General features: G+C 69.1%; 18 protein-coding genes. 11 read left to right on the plus strand and 7 right to left on the minus strand.

The window, feature by feature from the left end:
- Positions 1–126 precede the first annotated feature (126 nt).
- The 4 genes from HV783_RS17735 (at position 127) to HV783_RS17750 (ending at position 4,873) form a co-directional block, all read left to right on the plus strand.
- Entirely contained in the window at positions 127–1,809 is a 1,683-nt protein-coding gene (locus tag HV783_RS17735; RefSeq protein WP_254603933.1) for a DUF1800 domain-containing protein, read from the plus strand.
- Between the two features lie 22 nt (positions 1,810–1,831).
- Positions 1,832–3,034, plus strand: a complete 1,203-nt coding sequence (locus tag HV783_RS17740; RefSeq protein ID WP_054504303.1) for a DUF1501 domain-containing protein — start codon at positions 1,832–1,834, stop codon at positions 3,032–3,034.
- A gap of 126 nt (positions 3,035–3,160) precedes the next feature.
- Complete coding sequence (locus tag HV783_RS17745) at positions 3,161–4,363, plus strand: MFS transporter (protein WP_054504304.1); 1,203 nt, start codon at positions 3,161–3,163, stop codon at positions 4,361–4,363.
- Positions 4,364–4,378: 15 nt separating this feature from the next.
- Positions 4,379–4,873, plus strand: a complete 495-nt coding sequence (locus HV783_RS17750) for a glutathione peroxidase (RefSeq protein ID WP_049074158.1) — start codon at positions 4,379–4,381, stop codon at positions 4,871–4,873.
- A 100-nt stretch (positions 4,874–4,973) separates the two neighbouring features.
- On the opposite strand, the gene HV783_RS17755 is transcribed toward HV783_RS17750, so the two are convergent.
- Entirely contained in the window at positions 4,974–5,441 is a 468-nt protein-coding gene (locus HV783_RS17755; RefSeq protein ID WP_054504305.1) for an Lrp/AsnC family transcriptional regulator, read from the minus strand.
- 121 nt (positions 5,442–5,562) lie between these two features.
- Here HV783_RS17755 and HV783_RS17760 point away from each other — a divergent pair, with 121 nt between their 5' ends.
- From HV783_RS17760 to HV783_RS17785, 6 genes are all read left to right on the plus strand, one after another.
- Positions 5,563–6,462 (plus strand): DMT family transporter, encoded by a 900-nt coding sequence (locus HV783_RS17760; RefSeq protein ID WP_116792670.1) that lies wholly within the window; start codon positions 5,563–5,565, stop codon positions 6,460–6,462.
- Positions 6,463–6,587: 125 nt separating this feature from the next.
- Complete coding sequence (locus HV783_RS17765) at positions 6,588–7,286, plus strand: glutathione S-transferase N-terminal domain-containing protein (protein ID WP_054504306.1); 699 nt, start codon at positions 6,588–6,590, stop codon at positions 7,284–7,286.
- 11 nt (positions 7,287–7,297) lie between these two features.
- Positions 7,298–7,762 (plus strand): GNAT family N-acetyltransferase, encoded by a 465-nt coding sequence (locus HV783_RS17770; protein WP_054504307.1) that lies wholly within the window; start codon positions 7,298–7,300, stop codon positions 7,760–7,762.
- Positions 7,763–7,803: 41 nt separating this feature from the next.
- Positions 7,804–8,079 carry a lipoate-protein ligase small subunit gene (gene lplB, locus HV783_RS17775; RefSeq protein WP_006385315.1) on the plus strand — a complete coding sequence of 92 codons (276 nt, stop codon included), beginning with the start codon at positions 7,804–7,806 and terminating at the stop codon, positions 8,077–8,079.
- Complete coding sequence (locus HV783_RS17780) at positions 8,076–8,852, plus strand: lipoate--protein ligase family protein (protein WP_049074166.1); 777 nt, start codon at positions 8,076–8,078, stop codon at positions 8,850–8,852. The genes lplB and HV783_RS17780 overlap by 4 nt, the downstream gene beginning before the upstream one ends.
- A gap of 66 nt (positions 8,853–8,918) precedes the next feature.
- On the plus strand, positions 8,919–9,737 hold the full coding sequence (locus tag HV783_RS17785) for an RsiV family protein (RefSeq protein WP_054504309.1): 819 nt from the start codon (positions 8,919–8,921) through the stop codon (positions 9,735–9,737).
- A gap of 164 nt (positions 9,738–9,901) precedes the next feature.
- Here the strand turns inward: HV783_RS17785 and HV783_RS17790 are convergent, their stop codons facing one another.
- Positions 9,902–11,191 (minus strand): Glu/Leu/Phe/Val family dehydrogenase, encoded by a 1,290-nt coding sequence (locus HV783_RS17790; protein WP_054504449.1) that lies wholly within the window; start codon positions 11,189–11,191, stop codon positions 9,902–9,904.
- A 493-nt stretch (positions 11,192–11,684) separates the two neighbouring features.
- On the opposite strand from HV783_RS17790, the gene HV783_RS17795 reads away from it, so the two are divergent.
- Entirely contained in the window at positions 11,685–13,358 is a 1,674-nt protein-coding gene (locus HV783_RS17795) for an FAD-binding oxidoreductase (RefSeq protein ID WP_175189588.1), read from the plus strand.
- 67 nt (positions 13,359–13,425) lie between these two features.
- Here the strand turns inward: HV783_RS17795 and hutG are convergent, their stop codons facing one another.
- The 5 genes from hutG to HV783_RS17820 all read right to left on the minus strand — a co-directional run bounded on the left by hutG (position 13,426) and on the right by HV783_RS17820 (position 17,416).
- Complete coding sequence (gene hutG / locus HV783_RS17800) at positions 13,426–14,376, minus strand: formimidoylglutamase (protein WP_059270165.1); 951 nt, start codon at positions 14,374–14,376, stop codon at positions 13,426–13,428.
- Positions 14,373–15,155 carry an amino acid ABC transporter ATP-binding protein gene (locus HV783_RS17805; RefSeq protein ID WP_100502587.1) on the minus strand — a complete coding sequence of 261 codons (783 nt, stop codon included), beginning with the start codon at positions 15,153–15,155 and terminating at the stop codon, positions 14,373–14,375. The genes hutG and HV783_RS17805 overlap by 4 nt, the downstream gene beginning before the upstream one ends.
- Positions 15,152–15,820: an amino acid ABC transporter permease gene (locus HV783_RS17810; protein WP_049074183.1), complete on the minus strand. Its 669-nt coding sequence runs from the start codon at positions 15,818–15,820 to the stop codon at positions 15,152–15,154. The genes HV783_RS17805 and HV783_RS17810 overlap by 4 nt, the downstream gene beginning before the upstream one ends.
- Positions 15,817–16,560: a transporter substrate-binding domain-containing protein gene (locus HV783_RS17815; protein ID WP_049074185.1), complete on the minus strand. Its 744-nt coding sequence runs from the start codon at positions 16,558–16,560 to the stop codon at positions 15,817–15,819. The genes HV783_RS17810 and HV783_RS17815 overlap by 4 nt, the downstream gene beginning before the upstream one ends.
- Before the next feature lie 118 nt (positions 16,561–16,678).
- Positions 16,679–17,416, minus strand: a complete 738-nt coding sequence (locus HV783_RS17820; RefSeq protein WP_064522863.1) for an IclR family transcriptional regulator — start codon at positions 17,414–17,416, stop codon at positions 16,679–16,681.
- Positions 17,417–17,826 lie beyond the last annotated feature (410 nt).

A 17,826-nucleotide genomic window follows, 5' to 3' on the forward strand; every position in this document is an offset into this window, starting at 1 on the left:
GCGCCGCGACGGGAATGGCGGTGCGACTATCCTGTCACATGCTCAGACTCGGCCGCAACGCGCGCGGCCGACCCTGACCGCCTGCTGAAGGCAGGCCGCAACCGTCAACCCGCAAGGTGCCGCTTCATGCCGAACATGCGCCTTTTCCCGCGTCTCTTTTTCCCGCGCCGCCTTTTCCTGCGCCGCTTCTTCCTGCGTCGCTTCTTCCTGCGTCGCTTCTTCCTGCGTCGCCTCGCGGCCCGGCGGCCGCCATTGGCGGCCCTGGCGCTCGCCGCGCCCCTGCTCGCCGCCCCCCTGCTGGCCGCGGCCCCTGCGACGGCCGCGCCGCCCACCGCATCCAGACCCGCCACCGGCTCCGAGGCCCAGGCGCTCGAGGCCGCGCTGGTCAACCGCATCACCTGGGGCGCCACCCCCGCCGAGCTGGCGCGCATGCACCAACTCGGCCCGCAGCGGTACCTGCAGGCGCAGTTGCATCCCGACCCGAAGGCGCGCCTGCCCGCCGCCGTGCAGCAGCGCATCGACGCGCTGTCGATCTCGCGCCAAAGCGCCGAGGACGCGCACGCCGAACAGCGCAGCCTGCGCCAGGGCGCCAAGAACGCCGCCCCCGACGCCAGCCAGCAGGCCCAGCGCGACGCCCGCGCCATCTCGCGCCAGCGCGCCGACGACACCTCCAGCCGCGCGTTCTACCGCGCGCTGTACTCGCCCAACCAGTTGCAGGAACAGATGACCTGGTTCTGGATGAACCACTTCAACGTCTACGCGGCCAAGAACGACATCGGCACCTACATCGACCAGTACGAGGAACGCGCCATCCGCCCGCACGCGCTTGGCAAGTTCCGCGACCTGCTGGCGGCCACGCTGCGATCGCCGGCGATGCTGGCGTACCTGGACAACACCCAGAACGCCGCCGGGCACATCAATGAAAACTACGCGCGCGAACTGATGGAGCTGCACACGCTGGGCGTCAAGGGCGGCTACACGCAGGCCGACGTGCAGGAACTGGCGCGCATCCTCACCGGCCTGGGCATCCACAACCAGGACGGGCCGCCCAAGGTCCGGCCGGCGCTGCGCAATCAGGTGGTGCTGGACGGCCTGTTCCTGTTCAACCCGGCGCGCCACGATTACGGCGACAAGCGCTTCCTGGGGCACACCATCCGCGGCGCCGGCCTGGCCGAGGTCGACGAGGCCGTGGACCTGCTGGCGCGCCATCCCGCCACCGCGCGCTTCATCAGCGCCAAGCTGGCCGCCTACTTCATGGGCGACGCGCCGCCGGCCTCCGTGATCGACAAGATGGCCAAGACCTTCCAGGCCAGCGACGGCGACATCGCCGCCACCTTGCAGACGCTGTATGGCTCGCCGGAATTCACGCAGTCGCTCAAGACGGGCGTGTTCAAGGACCCGGTGCATTACGTTTACTCGGCACTGCGCCTGACCTATGCCGACCTGCCGCCCATCGTCACCCCGCGGCCGGGCCTGGCCATGCTGCGGCAACTGGGTCAGCCGTTGAACCAGCGCCTGACGCCCGACGGCTACCCGCAGGCGCAGTCGGACTGGGCCGGCTCGGGCCAGATGACCGCGCGCTTCGAAGTGGCGCGCGCCATCGCCGCCGCGCCGCAGGCCTTCTATCGCGAAGGCGACGACAAGGGGCCGGTGGAACTGCCGCGCCTGCCCGAGCTGTTGCGCGAGAACGCCGGCGACGGCCTGTTCGCGCGCCTGTCGCCCGCCACCCGCGACGCCATCGCCCAGGCGCAGAACCCCAGGGACGCCAACACCTATCTGCTGGCCTCGCCCGAATTCATGCGGCGCTGAGGCGCCGCGGGAGAAACCCATCATGGACCGCCGCCGCATCCTGCAACTCCTGGCCTCGGCGCCGCTCGTCTTCGGCGCCAACCGCCTGTACGCCGCGCCGGCCGCCGCCGGCAACAAGCTGCTGGTCGTCTTCATGCGCGGCGCGTACGACGCCGCCAGCCTGCTGGTGCCGGCCGGCAGCGACTTCTACTACGAGTCGCGCCCGAGCATCGCCATCGCCAGGCCCGGCAGCGGCGCCGGCGCCGCGCTGCCCCTGGCCGACGGCTGGGCCCTGCACCCGGCGCTGGCCGACAGCCTGATGCCCTTCTACCAGAAGCGCCAGTTGGCCTTCGTGCCGTTCGCCGGCACCGACGACACCAGCCGCAGCCACTTCGAGACCCAGAACCGCATCGAACTCGGCCAGGGCGCGGCCCGGGACAGGAACGGCGACTTCCGCTCGGGCTTCCTGAACCGCCTGGCCGCGACGCTTGGCGGCAAGGACGAACAGGCGGCGGCCTTCACCTCCGAGGTGCCGCAGATCTTCCGCGGCGCCGAACGCGTGCCCAACATCGACCTGGGCGGCGCGGCCCGCAAGTCGCGCCTGTCCGAGGCCGACAACCGCGCCATCGCCGCCATGTACCAGCACACCGACCTGGGCGCCTCGGTCGCCGAGGGCCAGCGCATCATGGGCGCCACGCGCGCCGAACTCGACGCCGAGATGGAGGCCGCCAGCGGCAACGCCGTATCGGCCGACAGGCTGGAACAGGAAGCGCGCCGTATCGGCCGCTTCATGCGCGACCGCTACAACCTCGGCTTCGTCGACGTCGGCGGCTGGGATACGCACGTCGGCCAGGGCGGCGCCAGCGGCATGCTGGCCAACCGGCTCGGCCAGTTGGGGCGGGCGCTGGCCGGCTACGCCGATGCGATGGGTCCGGCCTGGAAGCAGGCCACGGTGGTGGTCATCAGCGAATTCGGCCGCACCTTCCGCGAGAACGGCAACAAGGGCACCGACCACGGCCACGGCACGGTCTACTGGGTGATGGGCGGCAACGTGCGGGGCGGGCGCATTGCCGGCCGCCAGGTCGCGGTCAGGCGCGACACCCTGTTCCAGGACCGCGACTATCCGGTGCTCAACGAATACCGCGCGCTATTCGCCGGCCTGTTCTCGCGCCTGTACGGCCTGAGTCCGGCGCGGCTGGCGCAGGTGTTCCCGGGCATCACGCCGCTGGACCTGAAACTGGCCTGAACCAAGGGTATACCCGTATCGGCAACAGGGATTTGCGCCGGCGCGCGCGGGCCGCTGCTCTAAAATCCACGCTCCCTTCCCTGCCGCCGCGGCCCCGTGCGTCTCCGGCCCTCTCCCCGCTTTTACATGCCCCTGCATCTCATCGCGCTCGCCGCCGCCGCCTTCGGCATCGGCACCAGCGAATTCGTCATCATGGGCCTGCTGCCCAACGTGGCCGCCGACCTCGACGTCAGCATCGACATCGCCGGCCTGCTGATCACGGGCTACGCCATGGGCGTGGTGATCGGCGCGCCCATCATGGCCATCATCACCGCGCGGCTACCGCGCAAGGCCACGCTGATCGGCCTGGCCAGCACCTTCGTGCTGGGCAACCTGCTCTGTGCGCTGGCGCCCGGCTACGGCACGCTGATGGCCGCGCGCGTCTTCACCGCCTTCTGCCATGGCGCCTTTTTCGGCATCGGCGCGGTGGTGGCGGCCGACCTGGTGCCGCGCCACCAGCGCTCCAGCGCCATCGCGCTGATGTTCACCGGCCTGACGCTGGCCAACGTGCTGGGCGTGCCGCTGGGCACCGCGCTGGGCCAGGTGGCGGGCTGGCGCTCGACCTTCTGGGTGGTCAGCGGCATCGGGCTGGTCGCGGTGGCGGCGCTGGCGGCGTGGCTGCCGGGCCGCATCCCGATGCAGCCCGGCAACATCCTGCGCGAATTCCGCGTGCTGCGCGACGTGCGCGTGCTGTGGCCGCTGGTCGCCAGCGTGCTGGCCTCGGCCGCGCTGTTCTGCGTGCTGACCTACATCGCGCCGATCCTGCGCGACATCACCGGCGTGTCAGAACGCGGCGTGACCGGCGTGCTGCTGCTATTCGGCGTGGCGCTCACGGTGGGCAGCACGCTCGGCGGCAAGCTGGGCGACCGCAATCTGGAAGTGTCGCTGCGCCGCATCTTCCTGGGCCTGCTGCTGGTGTTCCTGGCGCTCAGCCAGGCCATCCACGCGCTGGCGCCAATGCTGGTGATGACCTTCATCTGGGGCACCCTCGGCTTTGCCGTGGTGCCGCTGCTGCAGACGTTGATCGTGGACCAGGCGGCCGAGGCCCCCAACCTGGCCTCGACGCTGAACCAGGGCGCCTTCAACCTGGGCAACGCCGGCGGCGCCTGGCTCGGCAGCCTGGCGCTGGGCCACGGGCTGCCGCTGACCGACCTGCCGTGGATGTCGGCGGCCATCACCGCGGCGGTGTTGCTGCTGACCCTGTGGGGCACGCGCTACTATGGGCGCCACGCCGGGATGGCGCAGCCGCCGCAAACCGGCGCGCTGGCCTCGTCCCGTTCCGACGCCTGACCCCAAGGAGCCCGCATGAGCACGATCTACGATTTCTCGGCCCGCGACATCCACGGCGCCGACCAGCCGCTGGCCGCCTACCGCGGCCGGGTGCTGCTGGTGGTGAACGTGGCCTCGAAATGCGGCTTTACGCCGCAGTATTCGGGCCTGGAAGAGCTGTACCGCGCCCTGCGCGACGACGGCCTGACGGTGCTGGGCTTCCCGTGCGACCAGTTCGGCCGCCAGGAGCCGGGCAACGAGGCCGAGATCCTCGACTTCTGCACCACGCAGTACGACATCACCTTCCCGCTGTTCGCCAAGATCGACGTCAACGGCGCCAACGCCGACCCGCTGTACCGCTGGCTCAAGGGCGAGAAGCCCGGCGTCTTCGGCACCGAGGGCATCAAGTGGAACTTCACCAAGTTCCTGGTGGGCCGCGACGGCCAGGTGATCAAGCGCTACGCCCCCACCGACACGCCGGCCGGGCTGAAGGACGACATCGTCCGCGCGTTAGCCGCGCCGGCCGCCTGACGGCTGCCAAGCCGGCAGCCGCGCCCGGATCCTGGCGCCGCCACAGGACGTGCCGCGCTGGCCTTCGCGCCGGCGACGCGCCCGATTCCGCCGTGCCCGTTCAACGCAACGGCGGCAGCCGGCGGCGCACGGTGTGCGCCTTGACGATGGCGGTGTTGGTCTCGGCGAACTCGGTCACGCGTTCCAGGATGCCGTCCAGATGCGTGATCGAACGCAGCACCACCCGCGCGATGAAGCAGTCATCGCCGGTGACCTTGTCGCATTCGACGAATTCCGGAATTTCCTGGATCAGGCCCTCGACCCGCCGCAACTGCCCGGGCAGCGGCCGGATGCGCACGATGGCCTCCAGCGTGTAGCCCAGCGCCACCGGATCGACGTCCAGCGTGTAGGCGCGGATCACCCCTGATTCCTCCAGCCGCCGCAGGCGGTCGGCCACGCTCGGCGCGGACATCCCGACCTGGCGCGCCAGGTCGGCGGTGGTGGTGCGCGCATTGGCCGTCAGCATCTCCACCAGGCGGCGGTCGATGCCGTCCAGGACCGGACTTTCATTCTTTAGGTCATTCTGCATAAATTCCACCCGAACGAAGGTTCAAACACAAAACTGCCGCAGCAACATCATATAACCGTGCTGATCGGCCTGGGATAATTTCTCCATCGAATCACGGACCCATGGTCCCCTGGAGCCTTCCATGTCCCCCTCATCCGATCGCATTGGCCTGGCCCAGATGGCCGCCGCCATGACCCTGTCCGGCACCCTGGGCGTGTTCGTCCTGGAATCCGGCCAGAGCGCCTGGAACGTGGTGTTCTTCCGCTGCGTCTTCGGCGCCCTGTCGCTGTTCCTGTATTGCTGGGCGCGCGGCCTGCTCAAGCCCGGCCTGTTCACGGCCCGCACTCTGGCGCTGGCCCTGGCCGCCGGCGCCGCGCTGGTGCTGAACTGGGTGCTGCTGTTCTCGGCCTACCGCCTGGCCTCGATCTCGCTGGCCACCGCCGTCTACAACGTGCAGCCCTTCTTCCTGATCGGCCTGGGCGCGCTGTTCCTGGGCGAACGGCCCACGCGCGGCAAGCTGGCCTGGTCGGTGATCGCCTTCGCCGGCCTGCTGCTGGTGCTCAAGCTCACCGACCACAGCGGCGGCGACGCCTATCTGTCGGGCCTGCTGCTGGGGCTGGGCGCGGCGGCGCTCTACGGCGTCACTGCCGTCATCGTCAAGCGCCTGAAGGGCATCCCGCCGCAGGTGCTGGCGCTGGTGCAGGTGACGCTGGGCGCGGTGATGCTGCTGCCGATGGCCGACTTCCAGGCGCTGCCCGCGGCCCCGCTGCAATGGGGCTACCTGGTGGCGCTGGGCCTGATCCACACCTGCCTGATGTACATCCTGATGTATTCGGCGATCCAGAAGCTGCCGACCACCTCGACCGCCGCGCTCAGCTTCATCTATCCGGCCGTGGCGATCCTGCTGGACCTGGTGGTGTACGGCCACCGCATGGACGCCACCCAGGTGCTGGGCGTGGCCATGATCTTCCTGGCGGCCGCCGGCGTCAGCCTGAACTGGCAGTGGCGCCTGCGCGGCGGCGCCCGGCCCGGCGCCGCCTGAACGGGGCCGGGCGCCAAACCCGCACCGCGCCCCCGGGTATTCGGCCGCCCGCCCGGGGCGCCGCTATCATGGACCTTCCGATCCGCCGGCAGTGGCCGGCGGCGCCAAGACGCTGAGGAATCCCCATGATCGATCTCTATTACTGGACCACCCCGAACGGCCACAAGATCACGATTTTCCTGGAAGAAGCCGGACTGCCTTACGAGATCCACCCGGTCAACATCAGCAAGGGCGACCAGTTCAAGCCCGAATTCCTGGCCATCGCGCCCAACAACCGCATTCCGGCCATCGTCGACCAGCAGCCCGCCGACGGCGGCGCGCCGCTGTCGCTGTTCGAGTCCGGCGCCATCCTGCAGTACCTGGCCGAAAAGACCGGCCGCTTCCTGCCCGCCGACCTGCGCGGCCGCGCCGAGGTCTCGCAATGGCTGTTCTGGCAGATGGGCGGCCTGGGCCCCATGGCCGGCCAGAACCACCACTTCTCGGGTTACGCGCCCGAGCGCATCCCCTACGCCATCGAGCGCTACGTCAAGGAAACCAACCGCCTCTACGGTGTGCTGAACAAGCGCCTGGCCGACCGCGAGTTCGTCGCCGGCGACTACTCCATCGCCGACATGGCGTCCTACCCCTGGATCGTGCCGCACGCCAAGCAGGGCCAGGACCTGAACGACTTCCCGCACCTGAAGCGCTGGTTCGACGCCATCGCCGCGCGCCCGGCCGTGCAGCGCGCCTACGCGCTGGCCGACAAGGTCAACACCGCGCCCTCGGTCAGCGACGACGAGTCGCGCCGCATCCTGTTCGGCCAGACCGCCCAGAACGTGCGCTGAGCGAGGCCGCCATGACCGATTCCCCGCTGCGGTTCCGCCGCGCGCGCCTGGGCGACCTGCCCGAGATCGTGGCCATGCTGGCCGACGACGAACTGGGCGCCAGGCGCGAAGATCCCTCGATTCCGCTCAACCCCCGCTACACTGCGGCTTTTGCCGCCATCGAGCAGGACCCGAACCAGTTCTTCGCGGTGGTCGAACGCGACGCGCGCCTGATCGGCTGTTTGCAGTTATCGTTCATACCCGGCCTGTCGCGGCTGGGCCAATGGCGCGGACAGATCGAAAGCGTGCGCATCGCCTCGTCGGCGCGCGGCCAGGGCCTGGGACGCGCCATGTTCGAGTGGGCCATCGAGCAGTGCCGGGCGCAGGGATGCGCGATGGTGCAACTGACCACCGACCGCGCCCGGCCCGACGCCCGCCGCTTCTACGAAAGCCTCGGCTTCGTGGCCAGCCATGACGGCATGAAACTGAGCCTGTAGCGCCGCCTCCGGCGCCAGGCCTGATACACAAAGGAGCGCCCATGCACGGCGAATACAAAGTCCCCGGCGGCAAGCTGGTGGTCGCGGACCTGGAAGTCCGCGACGGCCGCCTGGCCGATGTCCGCATCAGCGGTGATTTCTTCCTGGAGCCGCCCGAGGCGCTGGAAGCCATCAACCGCGGCCTGAACGGCCTGCCGGCCGACGCCGGCGAACTGGAACTGGCGCTGGCGGTGCAGTCGGCGCTGCCGCCCGACACCGAAATGTTCGGCTTCTCGGCCGAGGCCGTGGCGGTGGTGCTGCGGAGGGCGCTGGCATGACCCGCACCGACTGGAACGACTACGACTGGCAACTGATCCACGAAGCGCCGCAACGCCCCGCGCTGCACATGGCGCTGGACGCCGTCATCACCGACGAAGTCGGCGCCGGCACCCGCCCGCCCACGCTGCGCATCTGGGAATGGTCGGCGCCCGCGGTCGTGATCGGCCGCTTCCAATCGCTCAAGAACGAAGTCGATCCCGAGGGCGCCCGGCGCCACGGCATCGAGGTCGTGCGCCGCGTCAGCGGCGGCGGCGCCATGTTCATCGAGCCGGGCAACAGCATCACCTATTCGCTGAGCGCGCCGCAGGCGCTGGTGCACGGCATGAGCTTCCAGGAAAGCTACGCCTTCCTGGACGCGTGGGTGCTCCAGGCCCTGCAGGGGCTGGGCATCAAGGCCTGGTACCAGCCGCTCAACGACATCGCCTCGGACATCGGCAAGATCGGCGGCGCCGCCCAGGCCCGCCGCGCAGGGGCAGTGCTGCACCACGTCACCATGTCGTACGACATCGACGCCGATAAAATGGTGGAAGTCTTGCGCATCGGGCGCGAGAAGCTGTCGGACAAAGGCACCACCAGCGCCAAGAAGCGGGTCGACCCGCTGCGCACCCAGACCGGGTTGGCGCGCGAGGTCATCATCCAGCGCATGGTGGACACTTTCGCCAGCCTGCACCGGCTGACGCCGGGCCAAGTGGGCGCGGCCACGCTGGCGCAGGCCGAGGCCCAGGCCGCCGAGAAGTTCTCCACGCCCGAATGGACCGCGGTCGTCCCCTGAGGCGCCGCGGGTTTGAGTCGGAAGGTCGCGCCCGCGGGCGCGGCCGGGTTTTCTGGAGGTAGTTCAATGCGTCTTCCCCGCAAGCCGCGCGGCCTGTCCGCCGCGGGTTTGGGAGCCGTCCTGCTGGCCCTGGCCGGCTGCGGCAGTTCGCCCCCCGCCAACATCACGCTGGACTCGCCGACGGCGGCCGCCAGCACGGCCACGCCCGAGAAGATCGGCGACCTGGCCACCGAGCGCATCAAGTGGGCGTCCAACAAGCCCGATTGCAAGGGCGACTGCCCGCGCATCGAAATCGACAGCGTGGCCTTTCCCGGCATCCCCAAGCTGACCGCGCTGGTTGACCACGTGCTGGCCTACATGACCGGCACCGACGCCAATCGCCGCGGCCCGTACGAGACGCTGTCGGAATACACGCAATATTTCTGGTCCACCGCGCGGCCGCGCGACGCCACCTACTTCAAGGCCAGCGTCAAGGACACCGTGGGCGACATCGTCTCGATCGAGCTGCACACCGAGCAGTTCCTGACCGGCGCCGCGCACGGCATTCCCGCCACCCAGTACCTGAACTGGGAACGCAGCCGCGGCCGCGTCATGGCGCTGGACGAAGCGCTGATTCCCGGGCGCCGCGCCGAATACGTCGCCGCGTTGCGGCAGGCCCACGCCAAGTGGCTGGCCGGAAACAGCGACGCCAAGCGCGACCCGGCCGCCTATAACAAGATGTGGCCGTTCCAGGAAAGCGACAACTTCGCGCTCACGCGCGACGGCATCGTGGTCAAGTACGACGCCTACTCGATCGCCCCCTACTCGCATGGCGAGCCGGAACTGAGCATTCCGTACTCGGACCTGCGCGGCATCCTCAAGCCGGAACTGCTGCCCAAGTCCTGAGGACCCGCGCGTTCCGGCCGGCGGCGCCGGTGGCCGCCATCCCGCCGTAAGCGACGCGGCCCGCCCACTCCGCGGCCCGAAATGGAAACCGCCCCTGTCGGGGCGGTTTTCCTGTCTTCCTCTGGCTCCTCCGCGCGCCGGGCCGGGCCCGGCGCCAGAAGGACTTACGGGTACAGGCCGCGCACCTGGCGGGCCTGCAGGATGCGCGTGCAAGCCACGATGAAGGCGGCGGTGCGCAGCGTCACCTTGTGCTCCTTGGCCACCAGCGCGATCGAGGCGTAGGCCTCGCGCATGATGCGCTCCAGGCGCTGGTTGATTTCGTCCTCGCTCCAGAAGAAGCTGGAGAAGTCCTGCACCCATTCGAAGTACGACACCGTCACGCCGCCGGCGTTGGCCAGCACGTCCGGCACCACGTACACGCCGTGCTCGAACAGGATGTCGTCGGCTTCCGGGGTGGTCGGGCCGTTGGCGCCTTCCACCACGATCTTGGCGCGCACCTTGGCGGCGTTGTCGGCGGTGATCTGGCTTTCCAGGGCGGCCGGGATCAGGAATTCGGTTTCGAGCGTCCAGAACTCGTTCTTGTCCATCGCCTGGCCGCCGGAGAAGCCGCCCACGCCGCCATGCTGCGACACGTGCGACAGCAGCTTGTGGACGTCCAGGCCGGCGGCGTTGTGCACCGTGCCGGTATGGTCCTGCGCCGCGATGACCTTGGCGCCGGCCTCATGGAACAGGCGGGCGGCGGTGCCGCCCACGTTGCCGAAGCCCTGCACCACCACGCGCGCCTTGGACACGTCGATGTTCAGGTCGCGCGCGGCTTCGCAGCCGACCACGAACACGCCGCGGCCGGTGGCCTCGACGCGGCCCAGGCTGCCGCCCAGCGCGATCGGCTTGCCGGTCACGACGCCGGTGGCGGTCGAGCCTTCGTTCATGGAGTACGTGTCCATCATCCAGGCCATGGTCTGGGCGTTGGTGTTCACGTCAGGGGCGGGAATGTCCTTGGACGGGCCGATGATGACGCCGATTTCCGAGGTGTAGCGGCGCGTCATGCGCTCGATCTCGGACTGCGACAGCTTGCGCGGGTCGACGCGGATGCCGCCCTTGGCGCCGCCGTACGGCAGGTTGACCGCGGCGTTCTTGACCGACATCCAGGCGGCCAGCGCCATCACTTCCGACAGCGTCACGTCCTGGTGGAAACGCACGCCGCCCTTGCCCGGGCCGCGCGAGGTGTTGTGCTGCACGCGATAGCCCTCGAAGTGGGCCACGCTGCCATTGTCCAGCTCGATCGGCACGTCGACGATCAGCGAGCGCTTCGGGCGCTTCAGGGTCTCGACCCAGCGCGCCAGCGAACCGAGGTACGGCGTGACCCGGTCGACTTGTTGCAGGTAATTACCCCAGGGGCCGAGATCGTCGGCATTCAGATAAGACGGCAAGGCATGGGTGGGAGTTTGAGACATGGACATGCTCTCCTGACAAAGTTGCGCCATTTTATCCATATCCTTATTGTGTCCCCATATTTTATGAAAAAATATTAATTAGGGACACAATATGGAAACGGAGACCGCGAGCGTTGCCGAGCCTGCCGAAACGCTGCGCCTATCCTAGCCCCGCTCGTCGGCAGCGTCCACCCTGTGCGCGCCCGCCCCGAGCACTCGACTCGCCCCAGGCCAGTCACCGGCGCCAGCAAGGCCCTGCGTACCGGGCGCCGGTCGCCCCCTCCCGCCCTCTTGCCTGCGCCCCCCGACGCCACATCACATTCGCGTGTCAGTCCGACCCGGGGCGCCTGTCGCACCTTGCTTGAAAGCGTCATCCAGTTAAATCAGAATCAACCGGCCCCGGTTTTAGCGGTACCCGGCACCGGCGGCGCTCCAAAGCTTGTCATCCCGCGTTGCCGGCGGGCGACTCCCGCTGGCATCACTGCACTCATGAAAATCAACCATAGAGGTGCGCATGTCGGATTTTTCCCTGATTGACAGCAATGACCCGCGTTACGCGACCCTGCAAAAGGGTTTCAACCTGCGCTTCCCCACCACGGGCCAGGGCGCCAACGCCATCTACGTCTGCAAAACCCCGCAGGACGTGCTCGACGCGGCCAACGCCGCGCTGGCCCAGGGCTGCCGCATCACGGTACGCAGCGGCGGCCACTGCTACGAGGGCTTCGTGGCCAACAAACTGCCCGAGGACCACGGCCAGCCGCTGGCCATCATCGACCTGAGCCTGATGACCGGCCTGCGCTACCGCGAGGCTGGCGACATCCCCTCGCCCTGGAACCCCGCCGCGCGCTACCGCTTCGCGGCCGCGTCCGGCAACCAGAACTGGGACGGCTACCTGGACCTGTACAAGACCGCCAACCGCACCCTGCCCGGCGGCTCGTGCTATTCGGTCGGTTCGGGCGGGCACATCGTCGGCGGCGGCTACGGCCTGCTGTCGCGCCTGCACGGGCTGACGGTGGACTGGCTCTCGGGCGTGGACATCCTGGTGCCGCAGGGCCCGGGTTCGCGCAAGCTGGTCGCCAAGCACGTCAACCTGCACAGCGCCGGCGCCGACCGCGACCTCTTCATCGCCTGCCGCGGCGGCGGCGGCGGCAACTACGGCATCATCCTGACCTACTACTACGCCGACCTGCCCGCCGCGCCCCAGGAAGCCTACTGGCTGTCGCTGTCCTACCCCTGGGCCAGCTTCGGCGCCGGCGCCACGGGCCGCGCCAACTTCGCGCGCTTCATGCGCGCCTACTGGCAGTGGTTCGCCGACCACGACGCCGACTGGAACAGCCCCGACCCGGCCAAGGCCAACGGCGGCCTGTTCACGCTGCTGAAGGTGCAGCATCGCTCGACCGGCGACGTGGTGCTGAGCATCCAGTACACCGGCAAGGACGGCAAGGTCGGCGGCGCGCGCGACCAGCCGTTCCTGGACTTCGTCGCCACCATGAACGCGGCGGCCAGCGCCGCCCCCGCCGTCAACCTGTCCACGCATTGGCACGGCCCGTCGCACCGCGTGGTCCATCCGGCGCCGCGGATGCTGGCCCATGCGGTCAACGATGCGCAGAAGATGGACTGGCTGTGGCTGACGCAGAGCATCAACGGCTCGGGCAGCAACCAGCGCGGCAAGTACAAGTCCGCCTATCACAAGGCCAATTTCAGCGACGTCGAGATCATGGCCCTGTGGGAATACCTGAACGGCTCGGACGATCCGCGCCTGAACCAGGCGCTGGTGCAGATCGACTCGTACGGCGGCCGCATCAACCGCAACGACGAGACGGCCAACCCGACCAGCGTATGCCAGCGCTCGTCGCTGCTGAAGTCGCAGTTCCAGGTGTACTGGACCGATCCGGCGCAGGACGCCTTCCACATCAAGTGGATCGCCGACCTGTACGACGAGTACTTCGCGCAGTACGGCGGCAAGCCCAGCAACCAGCCGGGCTCGCCGTTCGAGGGGTGCTACATCAATTACCCCGACACCGACATGAAGTACACCGACGCCAGCCACAGCCACGTCGATCCGCAGTGGCTCGACCTGTACTACGGCAACAAGACCGCCGCGCTGATCGCCACCAAGCGCAGCGTCGATCCCGACAATCTCTTCCACCACGAGATGTCGATCCCGCTGGCCGCGCCGCAGGCGTGAAAAAGCCCGCCGCCATGCGCCGCGCGAGCGGCCATGACGGCGGGCCGGAAGTCCGCCGCGGACCGTGTCAGGCGGACAGCAGTTGCCAGGCCAGGCGCGCCGCCGCGCGGGCGCCATGGCCGTCGATGTCGAAGCGCGGGCTGTACTCGGCCATGTCGGCCAGACGCAGCTTGCCGCTGGCCTTGACGCGCAGCACGATCTCCTCGATCACCGCCATCGGCACGCCATAGGGCGCCGGCGCCGACACGCCCGGCATCACCGCCGCCGGCAGCACGTCCAGGTCGATGGTCAGGTAGACGTGGCGGGCCCGCGCGAGTAAGGCGTCGACGTTCGCCAGGCGGGCCGCCAGATGGCGTTCCTGCATGTCGCGGTCCTCGACCCACACCGCGCCCACTTCGGCCGCCCGCGCGTACAGCGCCGGCGTATTGGCCAGCCGCGACACGCCCAGGCAGGCGTATTGCAGCGCCAGCCCCTGCGCCTCGCAGTAATGCGCGATCTGATCGAACGGCGTGCCGGAACTGCCCGGCCGGCCGGTGCGCAGATCGAAATGCGCGTCCAGGTTCAGCACCAGCACCGGGCCCTCATCGCCCCGGTCCGCCAGCCAGCGCGCCAGGCCCTGGAAGCTGCCCCAGGCGATCTCGTGGCCGCCGCCCAGCACCACCGGGCGCGCGCCCTGGCGCAACAGGTCGGCCACCGCCAGCCCCAGGCGCTCCTGCGCGTCCTCCAACTGGTCGCCCTCGCAGGCCACGTCGCCCGCGTCCAGCAGGCGCGTCAGGCCATGCGCCGGCAGGCCGGCCATGTACTTGCGGATGCCGGCCGGGCCGGCGGCCGCGCCGACGCGGCCTTGATTGCGGGCCACGCCGGCATCGCAGGCAAAGCCCAGCAGCACCGGCTCGCCCGCGGCCGGCGCCTGGCCGGCGGCCGGCTCGACGATGTGCGCCAGGCGGCGCGTGTCGCCGCGCTCGGCGCTGTCGTCGCGCGCGGTCCACAGGCTCCGGTCGAGTTGCGCTGCCGTCATGCCGCCCCCTGCCCCGTGCTCAGCACGGCCTGCAGGAACTCGCGGGTGCGGGCCTCGCGCGGCTGGCTGAAGATGACCTCGGGCGCGCCCGATTCCAGGATCACGCCGCCGTCCATCACCGCGACCACGTCGGCCACGTCGCGGGCAAAGCCCATTTCGTGGGTCACGACCATCATGGTCATGCCTTCGCGCGCCAGCAGCTTCATGACCTGCAGCACTTCGCCCACCAGCTCCGGATCCAGCGCCGAGGTCGGTTCGTCAAACAGCATGACCTTGGGCTGCATCGCCAGCGCGCGGGCGATCGCCACGCGCTGCTTCTGGCCGCCCGACAGGCTGGCCGGCATGGCCGACATCTTCTGCGCCAGGCCGACCTTGCGCAACAGGTCCTCGGCCAGCGCGTTGGCCTCGTCACGCCCCATGCCGCGCAGCGTGCGCGGCCCGACGGTGACGTTGTCCAGCACCGACAGGTGCGGGAACAGGTTGAAGCCCTGGAACACCATGCCGACCTGCATGCGCAGTCGGTTCAGCGCCGCCTCGGGCAAAAGCTCGCCTTCGTTCTGCAGCGTCTGGCCGCAGATTTCCACAGTGCCGCCCTGGGCCACTTCCAGCCCGTTGCAGCAGCGCAGCAAGGTGCTTTTGCCCGAACCGCTGGGGCCGATCACCACCACCACCTGCGACGGCAGCACATCGAAGTCGATGCCGCGCAGCACGGCGTGGTCGCCGTAGGATTTCTGCAGGCCGCGGATGCGGATCATTTCTTTCGGATTCGCGGCGTTCATTGCACCATCCCCCCCGCGCGCAGGCGTTGCTCGATCCTGCGCAGTATCAACATGGCGGCCGTGGTCAGGACCAGGTAGATCAGCGCCACCACCAGATAGGTTTCCAGCGAGCGGTACGACACGCTGATGATCTTCTGCCCTTCGTGCATCAGGTCATGGATGGTCAGCAGCGACACCAGCGCCGAATTCTTGATCAGCGCGATGAACTCGTTGCCCAGCGGCGGGATCATGCGCACCACCGCCTGCGGCAGGATGATGATGCGCATGGCCTGGCCCGACGACATGCCCAGCGAGCGGGCCGCCTCGGTCTGGCCGCGGTCGACCGACTGGATCGCGCCGCGCACGATTTCCGACACGTAGGCGCCGGAATACATGCCCAGCCCCAGCACGCCGCAGGCGAACGCCGGCAGCGTCACGCCGAACTGCGGCAGGCCGAAGAACCAGATGAACAACTGCACCAGCAGCGGCGTGCCGCGAAAGAACAGCAGGTAGACGCTGCACAGGTTGTAGATAATGCTGCGCTGCGGGTTGAGCCGGCCGACGCCGACCAGCAGGCCGATGACACAGCCCAGCAGCAAGGCGCCGGCGGTCACCTCGATGGTGACCACCGCGCCGCGCAGCAGGGCGTCGAAGTCGGCGAAGACGGGAGCAAAATCCAGGTTCATTTCGCGGGCGCCTCGAACCACTTGTTGACGATGGCCTGGTAGCTGCCATCGGCCTTGATCTTCTGCAGCGCCTCATTCAGGCCGCGCGTCAGCTCCGGCTTGTTCTTGGGCACGGCGATGCCGTAGTCCTCGGTGGTGACCTGGTCGGCCAGCACGGTCAGGTCGGTGGTGCTCTGGGCGAACAGCTTGGCGGCCGGCTTGCCGGTCACGGCGGCATCGGCGCGGCCGATCTGCACCAGGTTGAACATCTCCTGGTTCTTCTCGACCTCGACGCGCTGCACCGACGGATAGTGTTCCTTCAGGTAGTTGACCGACTTGGTGCCGACCTGCACCGACACCTTGCGGCCGTCCAGATCCTTCAGGGTCTTGACCGGGCCATCCTTCTTGGTCAGCACGACCAGGCCGCCGGCGTAGTACGGGTCGGTGAAATCCACCACCTTGCTGCGCTCGGGCGTGATGTAGATGGCGGACACGGCGATGTCGGCGCGGCCGGCCTGCAGGGCGGGAATCAGGCCCTTGAAGTCGATGTCGATCCATTCGACCTTCTTGCCCATGGCGGCGGCCAGGGCCTCGACCAGTTCGATGTCAAAGCCGGTGCGCTTGCCGTCCTTGACGAACTCCATGGGCGGGAAGGTGGCGTCGGTCACGGCGCGGATGGTTTCCTGGGCGTGGGCGGTGCCCATGCTCCAGGCCAGGCCCAGGGTCAGGGCGGCGGTCAGCAGGGTGCGGCGAGTGGTCATGGCAAATCCTGATAGGAGAAAGTGGATACGGATACGGCGATCGGTACGGCGTGGGGTATGGCGTCTAGAGAGGCGGCAGGAATATCGGGGACAACATGGAATCCGGAAACGGGCGGCGTCAGTGCGCCTGCAGCCTGCCCGAGATGCGGCGGGCGGCCGCGACGGTCAGGTCGATGAAGGCCTGCGGCCGCTGGGCGGCGCGGGTGGACGGGGCCATCAGCGTGATGGAGGCAACCGCCTGGTTGGCGCGCTGGAAGATCGGCACGCTCACGCCCCAGACGCCGGCGTCGACTTCGCTGTCGGTCACGGCGTAGCCCTGGGCGCGGATGGCTTCGAGTTCGTCGGCCAACCGCGCCGGATCCACGCCCGACTCCCGGGCCAGGATGGCCAGCGCGGCCTGCAGGCGCGGCGCCGGCATGAAGGCCAGCAGCGACTTGGCCGAGGCGCCGCGCGCCAGCGGCAGGCCGCGGCCCTTGGTAAAGGAGCAGCGCAGCGGATGCTGGCTCTCGACCATGTCCAGGCAAACGGCCTGGTCCTTGACCGCCACCAGCAGGCCGATGGTCTCGCCCGACGCGGCCGCCAGCGCCGCCATGTCCGGCTGCGCCTCGTGGATCAGGAACGACGACTGGTCAAAGCCCCAGGCCAGTTGCACGCACAGCGGACCGGGGCCGTACTCGCCCTCGTGCTCGGCGACGAAGCCCCAGCGCTTGAGCAGCGCCACCTGGCGGTAGAGCGTGCTCTGCGCCAGGCCGGTCTTCTCAGCCAGCGCGGCAATGCTCAGCGGGCCATCGTGTCGGGCCAGCGTGGCCAACACGTAAAGCACCCGGTCCGCGCCCGGTCCTACCGACTGATCCATCAACAAGCACTCCTGGTGGTGATGGCAGCGAGATTATCAATTTATGGTGGTAACGATGAAAATTTTTCCCACTGATTGAGAAATTACAGGGAAAACCCCGAAACACCCGATCACGAATCCGCCCTCCCCGGACCGCCGAAGCCTTGCCTGGCCGCCGCCCCTCGGCGCCGGCACACCCGAGCCGCGCCGCGGGTCCGCCGGCGACCGGCAATAAAAAAACCCGCCAGAAGGCGGGTTTTGGAACCAGCGGGGCGCGGCCCGCGGTCAGGGCGTCGCGGGCTTGTCGTAGTTGTTCAGGCGCACCCCGGACACGCCGCCCACATTGGGCGCGTTGGCGGGCTTGGCGGGCGCGGCCGGCTGGGCCAGCGGCGGCGGCGCGTCCAGCGGCGCGGGCTGGACGGCGGGCGGCG

The sequence above is a fragment of the Achromobacter dolens genome (assembly GCF_902859745.1).
Lineage (GTDB): Bacteria > Pseudomonadota > Gammaproteobacteria > Burkholderiales > Burkholderiaceae_B > Achromobacter > Achromobacter dolens.